The 12,730-nt window shown below is 70.9% G+C and carries 11 protein-coding genes; 4 read left to right on the forward strand and 7 right to left on the reverse strand.

All coding sequences use genetic code 11. The features are described from left to right. Positions 1–180: 180 nt before the first annotated feature. On the forward strand, positions 181–1,176 hold the full coding sequence (locus ABD817_RS03250; protein WP_344914765.1) for a LacI family DNA-binding transcriptional regulator: 996 nt from the start codon (positions 181–183) through the stop codon (positions 1,174–1,176). A 1,439-nt stretch (positions 1,177–2,615) separates the two neighbouring features. Then, on the forward strand, positions 2,616–2,957 hold the full coding sequence (locus tag ABD817_RS03255; RefSeq protein WP_344914767.1) for a hypothetical protein: 342 nt from the start codon (positions 2,616–2,618) through the stop codon (positions 2,955–2,957). A gap of 172 nt (positions 2,958–3,129) precedes the next feature. Here the strand turns inward: ABD817_RS03255 and ABD817_RS03260 are convergent, their stop codons facing one another. The 3 genes from ABD817_RS03260 to ABD817_RS03270 form a co-directional block, all read right to left on the reverse strand. Then, positions 3,130–3,531 carry a hypothetical protein gene (locus tag ABD817_RS03260; protein WP_344914769.1) on the reverse strand — a complete coding sequence of 134 codons (402 nt, stop codon included), beginning with the start codon at positions 3,529–3,531 and terminating at the stop codon, positions 3,130–3,132. A gap of 195 nt (positions 3,532–3,726) precedes the next feature. After that, positions 3,727–3,951 carry a hypothetical protein gene (locus tag ABD817_RS03265; RefSeq protein WP_425583239.1) on the reverse strand — a complete coding sequence of 75 codons (225 nt, stop codon included), beginning with the start codon at positions 3,949–3,951 and terminating at the stop codon, positions 3,727–3,729. Positions 3,952–4,210: 259 nt separating this feature from the next. Next, the gene (locus ABD817_RS03270; protein ID WP_344914770.1) at positions 4,211–5,488 is read right to left on the reverse strand and encodes an aspartate aminotransferase type Ic; all 1,278 of its coding nucleotides are present in this window, start codon (positions 5,486–5,488) and stop codon (positions 4,211–4,213) included. A gap of 342 nt (positions 5,489–5,830) precedes the next feature. Here ABD817_RS03270 and ABD817_RS03275 point away from each other — a divergent pair, with 342 nt between their 5' ends. After that, entirely contained in the window at positions 5,831–6,718 is an 888-nt protein-coding gene (locus ABD817_RS03275; protein ID WP_344914772.1) for a DUF4429 domain-containing protein, read from the forward strand. Positions 6,719–6,825: 107 nt separating this feature from the next. Here the strand turns inward: ABD817_RS03275 and ABD817_RS03280 are convergent, their stop codons facing one another. From ABD817_RS03280 to ABD817_RS03295, 4 genes are all read right to left on the reverse strand, one after another. Next, on the reverse strand, positions 6,826–7,551 hold the full coding sequence (locus tag ABD817_RS03280; RefSeq protein ID WP_344914774.1) for an HNH endonuclease family protein: 726 nt from the start codon (positions 7,549–7,551) through the stop codon (positions 6,826–6,828). A 106-nt stretch (positions 7,552–7,657) separates the two neighbouring features. Continuing rightward, positions 7,658–8,326, reverse strand: coding sequence for a response regulator (locus ABD817_RS03285; protein WP_344914776.1), 669 nt, complete (start codon positions 8,324–8,326; stop codon positions 7,658–7,660). After that, the gene (locus ABD817_RS03290) at positions 8,323–10,932 is read right to left on the reverse strand and encodes a sensor histidine kinase (protein ID WP_344914778.1); all 2,610 of its coding nucleotides are present in this window, start codon (positions 10,930–10,932) and stop codon (positions 8,323–8,325) included. The genes ABD817_RS03285 and ABD817_RS03290 overlap by 4 nt, the downstream gene beginning before the upstream one ends. Before the next feature lie 128 nt (positions 10,933–11,060). Then, the gene (locus tag ABD817_RS03295) at positions 11,061–12,026 is read right to left on the reverse strand and encodes a magnesium transporter CorA family protein (RefSeq protein ID WP_344914780.1); all 966 of its coding nucleotides are present in this window, start codon (positions 12,024–12,026) and stop codon (positions 11,061–11,063) included. Between the two features lie 222 nt (positions 12,027–12,248). On the opposite strand from ABD817_RS03295, the gene ABD817_RS03300 reads away from it, so the two are divergent. Then, the gene (locus tag ABD817_RS03300) at positions 12,249–12,722 is read left to right on the forward strand and encodes a hypothetical protein (RefSeq protein ID WP_344914782.1); all 474 of its coding nucleotides are present in this window, start codon (positions 12,249–12,251) and stop codon (positions 12,720–12,722) included. The last annotated feature ends 8 nt before the right edge of the window (positions 12,723–12,730 follow it).

The raw sequence follows: 12,730 nt of genomic DNA on the forward strand, positions 1-12,730 counted from the left end.
CCGCCGTCCGCCGCGAAGGAAAATTCGGCGTCATTCAGGGCATTGACAGAAATCTCCCTTCCGGTCACCCTTTGTGAGGGAGCGCTCTCTTCATGATCACCGAGCTAAGCTTTGGAAAGGGTGGGACCGCACGTTCAGGCACCACCGACCAACCGGCGGTACGAACTGCGGGAGAACCACATGAGACGACCCACCCTGGAGGCTGTCGCCACCCGGGCCGGCGTGTCCAAGTCAACGGTCTCCAGGGTGGTGAACGGCGAGCCGACGGTCGCCACCGACATCCGCGACCTCGTCATGCGGGCGGTGAACGAGCTGGGTTACATCCCCAACGCCGCGGCGCGCAGCCTGGTCACCCGGCGCACCGACTCCATCGCGGTGATCGTCTCCGACCCGTCGGCCGGGCTCGTCTCCGACGACCCGATGTTCTCCATGGTCGTGCGCGCGGCCAGCCGCGAGTTCGAGGCGGCGGGCAAGCAGGTCATGCTCATGCTCGCGGGCTCCGACGACGCCCGCGTACGGGCCCGGCAGTTCGTGGCCGCCCGCCATGTGGACGCGGTCATGCTCGTGTCGATGCACGGCGCCGACCCCCTGCCGGCGGCGCTCGCCGCCACGGGCGTCCCCCTCGTCTCCCACGGCAGGCCCGCCTCCCGGGTGAACGTGCCGTGGGTCGACAACGACAACACCGACGGGGCCGCGCAGGCGGTACGGCACCTGCTGGAACGGGGACGGCGCCGGATCGCCACGATCTCCGGCCCGCTGGACATGTCCGCCGCCCAGGACAGGATCGGCGCCTACCGCGAGGTCCTGAGCGAGACCGGACGGCGCTCGATCGTGGCCATCGGCGACTTCACCCGGATCTCCGGGGCCGAGGCCATGGCGCAGCTGCTTGAGGACGACCCCGCGCTGGACGCGGTGTTCGCCGCCAACGACCTGATGGCGATCGGCGCCATGCGGGCGCTGCGCCGGGCGGGCCGGCGGGTGCCCGACGACGTGGCGGTGGTGGGGTACGACGACATCGAGGCGGCCCTCTACACCGATCCCCCGCTCACCACGGTGCGCAGCCCCATGGGCGAGCAGGCCGCCGCCTCGGCCCGCCTGCTGCTCAGCCTGCTGAGAGGCGAGCCCGCTACCCCGGTGATCCTTCCGACCCAGCTCGTGGTCAGGGAGTCCAGCTAGCTGGACTCCGGCCAGGCGCACGGCGTCCGGCTCGTTCCGACGGTGCGAAGGCGCCTGGAGGCATCGGGCGGGGGGCGGAAGATCAGCGGCGCGCGCCACTGACTTTTATTCGGATAATCATCCAAAAAATCCTTTTCCTCAACGCCGGGACCACCGGAGAAATCGCGGCGATCTCACCGTGGGCCGCGATCGGGGAATCACACCAAAATTCTCGCGACGCCCAAGGGCCCCGAACTCCGGCTATTAATCACAGAACAGGAGACCTCTGGAGCACATGGCTTTCAAGCTCAACAACCCGGACACATTCCCATCGTTGACGAATATGTTTAAACCTCGTTAACCAGGTCTGAGCTTTGCCGTGTCGATCATCGGGTAACTCCTGCTTGCCGCCACCGTCGCGGTTCAAGCAATCCGATTCCCTGGAATCACAAAAGACATGGAATGCGATGACTTCTAGCGGTAAAAGACGGGCTCAAACCATTAATTCCGGCAAATGCGCTCGAAACTGGTCCGTCGCGACAACAGCAATCGGCGCCGTTCTGGCACTTTCCTGCCAGACGCCGGCCAACGCCGTAACCGATACCACAGGCACCATTCTTCTCAACACACGAGACACCGGCGGCGAGACCGTTCCGGTTCGGAGAATGACCGGCGCGCTGGACGACGTGCGTGTCCCCTCGGGGAGAACCCTCGGCCAGAAAACCTGCAAGTGCCGGGGGCAGCTGAACTGCGTGTGCGACCGCGACCGTCCCAGCAGGAACGACCGGGACAGCGGAAAGAGCAGGGGCGGCCGGAACAGCGGAAAGAAGCCGTTGGGCCCCGGGCTGCCGACGGAATCCCCGACCCCGGTGGACCCCACCAAAACGAGCCCTCCGGACGGCCCGCTCGGTCCGCTCGGACTACTCGGCCCCGTGGGTCCGGTGGGACCCGCTGGGGCGGCGGGCCCGGCAGGCGCCAAGGGAATCGCCGGTCCCGCCGGACCGACGGGAGCGACAGGGGCGAAAGGGGACACCGGTGCCCCCGGCGTACCAGGTGCGCCGGGCCCGGCAGGCGCGATGGGACCCGCGGGCGCGACGGGTGCCACAGGCCCGGCCGGGCCGATGGGTCCGGCAGGGCCCGCCGGACCGGTCGGACCCGAAGGGCTCACGGGACCGATCGGGCCGATCGGACCCGAAGGACCGGCGGGACCCCAAGGACCGATAGGCCCGATCGGGCCGGAAGGACCCGCGGGACCGGCGGGACCAGAAGGAGCCATCGGCGCCGCCGGGCCCGCGGGAGCGGACGGCGCGGCGGGACCTGCCGGCCCGGCGGGCGAACCGGGTGCCACCGGACCGGTGGGACCGACCGGTGCCACGGGCGCCGCGGGCGTGCCGGGCGCGGCCGGTCCTGAGGGACCCGCGGGTCCGGCGGGCCCCGCGGCACCGGCGTCCGCCGTGTCCGTGTCGTACCTGCTTTCCGAGCCGATCACCGCGTCGATCCGGAACGACGGGACGGCACATATCCGCGACCCGCGAACGACTCCGTCCTGGCACAGCCTCTCGAAGATCCACGGTCATCCCGCCGACGCCATGGACGTCTCGACGACGATCCTCCAGGACGGCGCCCTTCCGTACCTTCACCTCACGGTCCAGAATTCGGCCGGCCAGGTCGCCCGGACGAAGTGCCTTCTCGGGCGGCCGGTTCCGCTGACGGGGGGCTTCTACGCTCCCGGAACGCCTCTCGGGCCTCCCGCGTACCCCGCGAACTGCGACAGGTTCACCGACGAGACACCCGCGCTCTGAAGTCCTTCGTAGCCCGACGGGACGAGCGCCTGACGTGATAGCGGCGAACGCCGTGCCCGGCACCGGCCGGGCACGGCGTTCGCCATGTCGAATCCCTCGAACGCACCTGTCGCGCGATGCCCCGCGAGCGCGTGAACACGTGAACGCACGGGCACGCGGGCCGTGGAGCGCGTCAGTTCCGGGCGAGGACGAGCAGCGAGGGGTCCTCGCCGGGCAGCGGGACGCGGAGGCGGCGCCTGACGGCGACCGCCCGGCACACGGCGGTGCACGCGTTCGCGCCCAGCGCGACGACGACGAACAGGCCGAGGCGGAGCAGATCCGGCCTGCCGAAGCTGAGCTCCCCGGCAGCGTTGACCAGGAATCCGGTGGCGAAGAACCACGCCATGACGGCCGTCGCCAGCGCGACCCCGGCCCGGACCCCGCAGGCGGCGTAGGCGCACACGGCGACCGCCATGATCAGTACGCGACCGGCGACCTCCGCCGGAGCGAGGAGCAGCGAGGCGGTCGCGGCCGTGACGACGACGGTGACGAACCCCCCGGTGAGCGAGAACCCCACCGGTTCGGACCCGAACATCGCATCCACTCCTTTCACAAAACGGACATTCGTTGCGGAACAGACGTTTGCCGGGGAACAGATCTCTGCCCCTCCATGAAATCCCGGGAAATGCCCGCACGCCAATGTCGATATGCTTTCTTCACCCTTTCCCTACGTTCGTTTACGCTGTTCTCGCCCGCCACCGACCCCGTGGGCCGCCCCCGCAGACCCGCCCTACAGGCCCACGTCGCGGCGCATCAGGTCCTGTTCCACCTCCCTGCGGACGAGCAGCCTCGCCCGGCCGTTGTGCACGGCGACGACCGGTGGCCTGCCCATGAGGTTGTGGGTCGAGGCCATCGAGTAGTGGTGGGCCCCGGTGGCCGCCAGCGCGATGAGGTCCCCCGGGCGCAGGTCGGCGGGGAGCGGCGACGGTGTTTCACCCGCGTGCGAGACGCCCATGCCTCCTCCTGCTTTCGCGGCCCGGCCGAATGGCCGTACACAGGGGACGCTAGTTCGGACAAGGGCGGATCAAGCGGTTCTGGACGACACCCTGACGCTCCTCCGCCCTACCCTGACACCTCCTTGACGGCCGGACACGAAACGTGGGATCGGCGGCACGGACCGTTGCTCCCTCCGGCACGAAGACCCGCCCGGGGGAGCAACGGGACGCGCGGGACCTCCTGCGACGAAACCGACGGAACGACAGGGCGACGGGCACCTAGCCTGCGCGGCCCAGGAGCTTCTCGGTGGCGACGAGGCGCACACAGGTGGCGAGGCCGGAGATGGCCAGCTCCACCTCGTCGAGCTCCGGGTAGGTGGGGGCGATGCGGATGGTGCTGTCGCGGGGGTCCGTCGCGTACGGGTGGGTGGCGCCCGCGGGGGTGAGGGCGATGCCCGCCTCTCCCGCCCGCCGCACCACCTCGCGAGCGCATCCCTCCAGCACGTCGAGGCTGATGAAGTAGCCGCCCGAGGGGCTGGACCAGGTCGCCAGGCCGGTGCCGCCGAGTTCCTTCGTGAGGATCGTCTCGACCGCGTCGAACTTCGGCCGGAGCAGCTCCCGGTGGCGGCGCATGTGCTCGGCCAGGCCGTTCTCGTCGCGGAGGAACTCCACGTGGCGAAGGTGGTTGATCTTGTCGGGGCCGATGGTGCGCTTGGCGGTGTGCCCGAGCAGCCAGGCCACGTTGGTCGGGGACGACCCGAAGAAGGAGACACCGGAACCGGCGAAGGTGATCTTCGAGGTGGAGCCGAAGACGAAGACGCGGTCGGGGTTGCCGTTCTCGGCGCACAGCGCCAGGATGTCGGCGATCTCCGCGGGCGTGTCGGTCAGGTGGTGCACGGCGTAGGCGTTGTCCCAGAAGATCCGGAAGTCCGGGGCGGCGACCGGCATGGCCGCCAGGCGCCGCACCGTCTCGTCCCCGTAGGAGACACCGCTGGGGTTGCTGTACTTGGGCACGCACCAGATGCCCTTGACCTGGGGGTCGTCGAGCACGAGACGCTCCACGACGTCCATGTCCGGCCCTTCGGCGTTCATCGGCACGGGGATCAGCTCGATGCCGAACCGCTCGCACAGGGCGAAGTGGCGGTCGTACCCGGGAACCGGGCACAGGAACGCGACCCTCGGCTCGTCGGCCCAGCGGCGCTCGGCGCCGGGCAGCGCGCCGAGCAGGGCGTGGACGATCGAGTCGTGCATCAGCGAGAGGCTGGAGTTGTCCGCGGCGACGAGCTGCGCGGCGGGCACCTGGAGCGGGCCGCTGAAGATCTCCCTGAGCTCGGCCAGGCCCTGGAGCCCGCCGTAGTTGCGGCAGTCGGTGCCGTCCGCGGCGCTGTGACCGCCGGGCAGGTCCAGCAGCGCCTCGGAGAGGTCGAGCTGCCGCGCCGACGGCTTGCCCCGCGTCAGGTCGAGGGACAGACCGCGCCGGACGAGCGCGTCGTAGTCACGCCGGGCGGCGTCCCGCTGGGCGGTCAGCTCGTCGATGGTGAGGGCCGGAGAGGTCACGGGAGTTCCTTCGCCTGCTGGTGATCGGCTCCGGAGGCGGCCGGCGACCGGCTGGAAAGACGGCGAGGGAGCGGCTCCGAAGGTGGCCTGGGTGACTTCGAAGAATAGAAGACCGCTCCGCCCGACCGGAAGCCGGGCCGGTCACGCCAGACCGGTCACGCCAGCCCGCTCGCACCGGGCCGCTCGCACCGGACCGGTCGCACCGGACCGCTCGCACCGGGCCGGTCGCGCGGGCTGTCCGGGCCGGGCCGGTCGCGCGGGCCGTTCACGCCGGGCCGGTCGGAGATAAATCAGCCGCTCCATCACGAGCGTCGTACCACCGGCTCGCCATACGATCACCGTATGGCGGAGGTCATGGGGCGTGACGGAACCTGGACGTTCGACGGTGAGATCCTGCGGATCGTGCCCGGTCGCGACCGAAGCGTGAAGAAGCTGCGGCAGCTGCTGGGCGAGGTGCGGGTGCCGCTGGAGGCGGTGGCCGGCATCGCGTACGAGCCCGGCAAGAAGGGCGGCAGGCTGCGGTTGCGCCTGCGGGAGGGCGCCGACCCGTTCAACCAGGCGGCACGCGGGCGGATCGCCGACGCCGCCGACCCCTACCAGCTGGCCGTGGACGCCGACCGCACCGGCGTCGCCGAGTACTTCGTCGACGAGGTGCGCAACGCGCTGGTGATCGAGCAGGTGCCGGACGGTCCCTCGGAGCGCTACCTCATGCCGGGCCCGGCGCTGCCCGTGGTGGTTCCCGCGGGCGACGGTACGGCGACGTTCGACGGCGAGTCGATCCGCCTCGAATGGAACTGGGCCACGGAGGAGGGCAAGAAGTCGGCCGGTCCCCAGCGGTTCGCGCTGAAGGACCTGGACGGCGTGGAGTGGTTCCCGACCGCGGGCCTGGAGAACGGCTACCTCCGTTTCCACGTGAGAGGCGCGGCACCGCACAAGCTCGCTCCCAAGCACGACCCGGCCTGCCTGGTCCTGTGGGGTTTCGACAAGGAGACCCGCACGACGGCACTGCTCGTCGCCGCGGTCCTCGCCAGGCTGCCGCACCCCTCGGACGCCCAGCTACCTCCCGCCGCCGAGCCCCTGGCGATCGAGTCCCCCGCGGCCCCCGTCGGCGGTGACGACCCGGACTCGCTCCTGCGCCGCCTGCGCGAGCTCGGCGAGCTGCACAGGGACGGCATCCTCACCGACGAGGAGTTCACCACCGCCAAACAGGCCCTGCTCCGCCGCTTCTGAGCGACACCCACTTCCGACCTCTGCCCTCTGACCTCTGAGCGACACCCGTCCTTCCGGACGGCACCCGTCTCCCGGGCGGCACCCGCCTCCGGACGGCCGCGCGGAGGTCACCGGCACTGGGCGAGCATGACGTTCTTGTCCGCGCGGGTGACCGGCAGGTTGTACTTCAGGGCCACCTGGGCGAAGCGGACGACGTACGCGCAGCGGACCCCGCGTACGGGAGGGAGCCAGGACGCGGGCCCCGAACCGCCCTTGGCCTCGTTGGCGTCGCCGTACACCGGGAGGAGGTTGAGCGGGTCGTTGGCGATGCGCTTCCGCTTGGACAGCGGCCAGCGGGAGGCCCCCATCCGCCACTCGTAGGACAGCGGGACCACGTGGTCGACCTGGATCTCGTCGGAGCGCTTCTTGGTCCAGCGGACGGTCCGGCCGGTGTAGGGGTCGCGCAGCCTCATGGAGACGACCACGCACTCGGATCCGCGGCGGTAGCGCACGTCCTCGCCGTCGCGGGCCAGCAGGTCGTCGCGGGTGCCGCAGCCGTTGCGCGCGTACGGCACCCCCTTGGCGGTGTCGGCCCAGTTCTCGCCGAACCTGGTCCGGCCGTACCCCGCCTTGGAACCCATCGGCCTGACCCGGAGCTTCCCGATCAGCCTGACGGCGGCGCCCCGGTCTCCCGCCGACCTGACAGGCGCCAGACCGGGGCGCAGCCCGTCCGGGTTGTCCAGCGGCGCGACCCGGGCCGGCGCGGCCCGCGCACGCGTGTCGCCACCGTGCGTCGACAGTGAGAAGAGCACCGCGGCGCCGAGCATCACGGTGACCACCCCCCGCGTGCTCACCCATGCCTCCAGAAGGGTCTACGGGCTCATGCTTGACCGATTCCCGGTAATCCAGTGGTTGACACAGGGGTGTCCGCGGGTTGAGACCGTACCCGGAGGGGGCCGGTCAGGGCTGGAAGCGGTAGCCCATGCCCGGTTCGGTGAGCAGATGGACCGGGTGGGCCGGGTCGCGCTCCAGTTTCTTGCGCATCTGGGCCATGTACTGGCGAAGGTAGTTGGTCTCCTTGCTGTAGGAGGCGCCCCAGACATCGTTCAGCAGGCGGCGCTGGGTGATCAGCTTGCCGGGGTTGCGGACCAGGATCTCCAGCAGGCGCCACTCGGTGGGCGTGAGCCGCACGCCGCCCGAGACGGTCTTGCCCGCCAGGTCCACCTCGTGCTCGCCGATCACGAACCGGGCCGGTTCCTCCTCGGGGGCGAAGGTGCGGCGCGACACCGCGCGGATCCTGGCGAGCAGCTCGTCGACGCCGAACGGCTTGATGACGTAGTCGTCCGCGCCCGCGTCCAGGGCCTCCACCTTGTCGTGGCCCTCGACCCTGCCGGACAGCACGATGATCGGGACGCTGGTCCAGCCGCGCAGGCCGTGGATGACGTCCACCCCGTCCATGTCGGGCAGGCCGAGGTCGAGCACGACCAGGTCGGGGTGCCAGTCGGCGGCCTGGCGCAGCGCGGCGGCGCCGTCTGCGGCAACGGCCACCTCGTACCGGCGGGCGGCCAGGTTGATCCGCAGCGCCCGCAGGAGCTGGGGCTCGTCGTCGACGACGAGGATGCGCGTCACGGGTCCTCCACGGGTTCGGGCGCGGCCCGGTGCCGCGGGAAGACGGGCAGGGTCACAGTCATGGTGAGGCCACCGCCCGGTGTCTCGTCCGGTACGAGGGTGCCGCCCATGGCCTCCGCCAGCCCCCGGGAGAGCGCGAGGCCGAGACCGACACCGGTGGCGTTGTCACGGTCGCCGAGCCGCTGGAAGGGCATGAAGACCCGGTCGCGCGCCTCCTCGGGGATGCCGGGCCCCCGGTCGACGACCCTGATCTCCACGTGCTCGCCGTCGTCGCCGCTCACGCCCGCGCCGACCAGCACGGCGACGCCCGGCGGGCTGTGGCGGACGGCGTTGGAGACGAGGTTGACCAGTACGCGTTCGAGCAGCACCGGGTCGGCGGCGATATCCGGGAGGTCCTCGGGCAGGCGGGCGCGCGCCCGGTCGCGGAGCGGGCCCAGGTCGTCGATGACCCGGGGGACGACGTCCTCAAGTGCCGTCGGTTCCAGCGTCAGCCCGAGCACCCCCGCCTGCAGGCGGCTCATGTCGAGCAGGTTGGCGACCAGGCGGTCCAGCTTGGTCAGGGACTCTCCGGCGGTGGCGAGCAACTCCTCCCTGTCCTGCGGCGACCAGTCGACGTCGGTGGCGCGCAGGCCCTCCACGGCGGCCCTGGCCGAGGCGAGCGGGGTGCGCAGGTCGTGGCTGACCGCGGCGAGCAGCGCGGTGCGCATCCTGTCGGCCTCGGCGAGCGGACGCAGCCGTTCCGCCTGCTCGGCGAGGCGCTGGTGGCGCAGCGCCACCGCGGCCTCGGCGGCGAACGCCTCCAGCACCCTGCGGCCGGACGCCCCGGGCAGCCGTCCGCGTACGGCCAGCACCAGATCGTCGTCGACGACCACGTCGGTGTCGGCGACGCCGGGACGGGTGGACGGCTCCCCGCCCCCGGTCGCCACGATCCGCCAGCCGTCCGGATCGTCCGGCCCACCCGGCCCCTCAGAACCGGACGGGCCGGATGGGCCGGATGGGCCGGACGGGTCACCGCTGCGGCGTTCCAGCAGGGTGACGGAGGTCAGCCCGAAGGTCTCCCTTAGCCGGGAGAGCAGGGACGGCAGCGCCGCCTCGCCCCGCAGCACGTACCCGGCGAGGGTCGCCAGCACCTCGGCCTCCGCACCCGCGCGGGCGGCCTCCCTGGCGCGGCGGGCCGCGAGGTCGACGACCGCGCTCACCATGATCGCGACCAGCACGTAGACGACCAGGGCGAGCAGGTTCTCCGGCCGCGTCACGGCCAGCGAGTGGAACGGCGGCGTGAAGAACCAGTTGAGGAGGGCGAAACCGGCCACCGCGGCGGTGATCGCGGGCCACATGCCACCGGCCAGCGCGACGCAGACCACCATCAGCAGGAAGAGCAGTATCACGCTCGGCAGCGTCGTCGCCTGTCTGAACTCCAGGAGGGCGGCGGTGAGCAGGGGGAGTCCGAGCAGTGCCGTCCCCCACCCCGCCAACCTGCGGGAACGGGTGAGCGCGGCGCGCGACGGGCCACGTCCGCCGAACTCCCCCGCCTCCTCGTGGGTGATCATGTGGACGTCGACGGTCCCCGAGTACGCGGCCGTGGTCACACCGACCCCCCGGGAGAGGATCCGGGCGAGCCAGCCGCGCCGGGAGACCCCCAGCACCAGCTGCGTGGCGTTCACCCGCCGGGCGAACTCCAGCAGCGCCCGCGACACGTTGTCGCCCACCACCTGGTGGTAGCTGCCGCCCAGGCTCTCCACCAGCGCGCGCTGCCGGGCCAGGTGCGCCGGGTCGGCGCCCGCGAGCCCGTCGGCCATCGTCACGTGCACCGCCAGCAGGTCCGCCCGGGGGGACCGGGCCGCGATCCGCGCCGCCCGGCGTACCAGGGTCTCCCCCTCCGGGCCTCCCGCCAGCGCCACCACCACCCGCTCCCGGGTCTCCCACACCCCGGCGACGCGGTGCTCGGCGCGGTAGCGGCCGAGCTGGTCGTCGACCTTGCCCGCCACCCACAGCAGCGACAGCTCGCGCAGCGCCGTCAGGTTGTCCAGCCGGAAGTATCTCGACAGTGCCGCGTCCGCCTTCTCCGGCGCGTACACGTCGCCGTGCGCCATCCGGCGGCGCAACGCCTCCGGGGTCATGTCCACCAGCTCCACCTGCCCGGCCCGCCGCACCACCTCGTCGGGTACCGTCTCGCGCTGGACCACCCCGGTGATCTCCTCGACCGCGTCGCGGAGCGACTCCAGGTGCTGGACGTTGACGGTGGAGACGACGTCGATCCCGGACTCCAGGATCTCCTCCACGTCCTGCCAGCGCTTGGCGTTGCGCGAGCCCGGCACGTTGGTGTGGGCCAGCTCGTCGACCAGGACGACCCCCGGCCTCCTCGCGATGACGGCGTCGACGTCCAGCTCGCCGACCACGGTCCCGCGATGCTCCACCGCCACGCGCGGGACGATCTCCATCCCCTCCAGCAGTTTCTCGACGCGCTCCCGCCCGTGCGTCTCCACCAGCCCGATCACCACGTCGGTGCCGCGTTCGCGGCGCCTGCGCCCCTCGGCCAGCATCGCGAAGGTCTTGCCCACCCCGGGGGCCGCCCCCAGATAGACGCGCAGCCGTCCGCGTGCCATGCGGTCTCGTCCTTCGCCGATCACCGATACCTGCCGGGTTGCCGGGCCGGATCCGGCCGTTCTCCCCTGAGGCCAGGCTACGGTGGGCGGCCTTCCGGCCGATCGGGTGACCCGGGACAGCGTCCGGGTCAGAGCCAGTTGCGCTTCTTGAACGCCCGGTAGAGCAGGACGGTGCCCACGATGATCAGGATCGTGGACGTCCAGAACCCGATCGACTGGTCGAAGCCGGGGTAGGGCACGTTCTGCCCGTAGAAACCGGTGATCATCGTGGGCACCGCGATGATGGCCGCCCAGCTGGTGATCTTCTTCATGATGTCGTTGAGCCGGAACCCCTGCTGGTTCATGTGGGCCTCGCGGACGTTGCTCACCAGGTCCTGCAGGGACTCGCTCCACTCCGCGGTGCGCAGGGTGTGGTCGTAGATGTCCTGGTAGTACGGGGCCAGCTTGGGATCCAGGACGTCCTGCCTGCGCAGCAGGCTGCCCACGACCTCGCGCGTCGGCACCGCCAGCCGCCGGAAGCGCACCAGCTTCTTGTGCATCTCGAAGGTCCGGCGCTGGATGTGCGGCATGTCCCCGGGATTGTCCTGGAAGAGATCGTCCTCCAGCTCCTCGACCCGGTCGTCCACCCCCTGCAGCACGTCGAAGTAGCCGTCCACGATGTAGTCGAGCAGGCCGTGCAGCAGGTACGGCACCCCGAACTTGACCATGACGGAGTTGGCGTCCCAGCGCCTGAGCACCGCGTCGATGTCGAACTCGGGGTTCTCCCTCACGGTGACCAGGGCGTTCTTGGTCGCGAAGATCGAGACCTCGATGAAGTCGATCCCCTTCTCCATCAACCTCGTCGCGTAGGTGGTGATGAACAGGTGACTGTCGTAGGTGTCGAGCTTGGGACGCTGGTGACTGTGGAGGGCGTCCTCGACGGCGAGGGGGTGGAGACCCAGCTCTTCGCTGATCTTCGCCAGGTCCGCCTGCGTGGGCGAACAGAGGTCGAACCAGACGACGGCGGACTCGTCCCCCACGTGCTCGGAGATGTCGTCGATGGGAAAGCCCTCGGCCTCCAGGACGCCGTTGCGATACAGGCGGGTACGGTCCATGGGCGTCCACCCTAGACCTGCCGCGACAGCCCGGAAATCATCGGGAAGATCACACTTTCCACCCCTCGCGCGGCGCCCGGCGACGTCTCCAGGTGGCCCGTCCGGCACATTCCCCGACGACCATCGGGATTCGAGGAATAATCCCGCCCGGCGGGGGCAGCAGTGGCTATCACAACAGCCAAAGCCTGAGGTGGTAGCCACATGATAGTGCTGGGACTTCTCTTGATCGTACTCGCGGGTGCGACCGTGATCGCGGTCTCCTGGGACGAGACCGCGGCATCGACCACCACCGCTTCCTTCACCGTGTTCGACCGCCTGTTCCAGTTCACCCAGCTGGAGCTCTTCTTCGCCGGTGTGGCGACGGGAGCGGTCTTCCTGCTCGGCCTGGGGATCGTGTTCTCCGGTATGCGGCGCTCGGCCGCGAAGCGTCGCAGGCTCCGCGCCTCGCGGACGGAGGCGCGTGACCGCGTCACCCGCCTGGAGGAGGAGAAGCGGGAGCTGGAGCGCAAGCTCGAAGAGACCCCCGCGACCCCTGCGGCCCCCGCGACCGCCACGGCCCCCGTGGTCGACCGCGACCGCGACGGCGTCGACGACCGTGTCGAGAACACCGCGCCCCACCCCCGGGTCGAGGTGCCTCGGCAGTCCTCCACCGACCAGCTCGTGGCCGGTCGCCACGGGCGCTCGGACCACCGCTAGTCCACGTC

The organism is Streptosporangium oxazolinicum, assembly GCF_039537505.1.
Lineage (GTDB): Bacteria > Actinomycetota > Actinomycetes > Streptosporangiales > Streptosporangiaceae > Streptosporangium > Streptosporangium oxazolinicum.

Excerpts from the sequence above, each read along its gene's own strand:
- ABD817_RS03250 (WP_344914765.1), top strand. The coding sequence starts at position 181 with ATGAGACGACCCACCCTGGAGGCTGTCGCCACCCGGGCCGGCGTGTCC.
- ABD817_RS03260 (WP_344914769.1), bottom strand. The coding sequence starts at position 3,531 with ATGTTCGGGTCCGAACCGGTGGGGTTCTCGCTCACCGGGGGGTTCGTC.
- ABD817_RS03265 (WP_425583239.1), bottom strand. The coding sequence starts at position 3,951 with ATGGGCGTCTCGCACGCGGGTGAAACACCGTCGCCGCTCCCCGCCGAC.
- ABD817_RS03275 (WP_344914772.1), top strand. The coding sequence starts at position 5,831 with ATGGCGGAGGTCATGGGGCGTGACGGAACCTGGACGTTCGACGGTGAG.
- ABD817_RS03290 (WP_344914778.1), bottom strand. The coding sequence starts at position 10,932 with ATGGCACGCGGACGGCTGCGCGTCTATCTGGGGGCGGCCCCCGGGGTG.
- ABD817_RS03295 (WP_344914780.1), bottom strand. The coding sequence starts at position 12,026 with ATGGACCGTACCCGCCTGTATCGCAACGGCGTCCTGGAGGCCGAGGGC.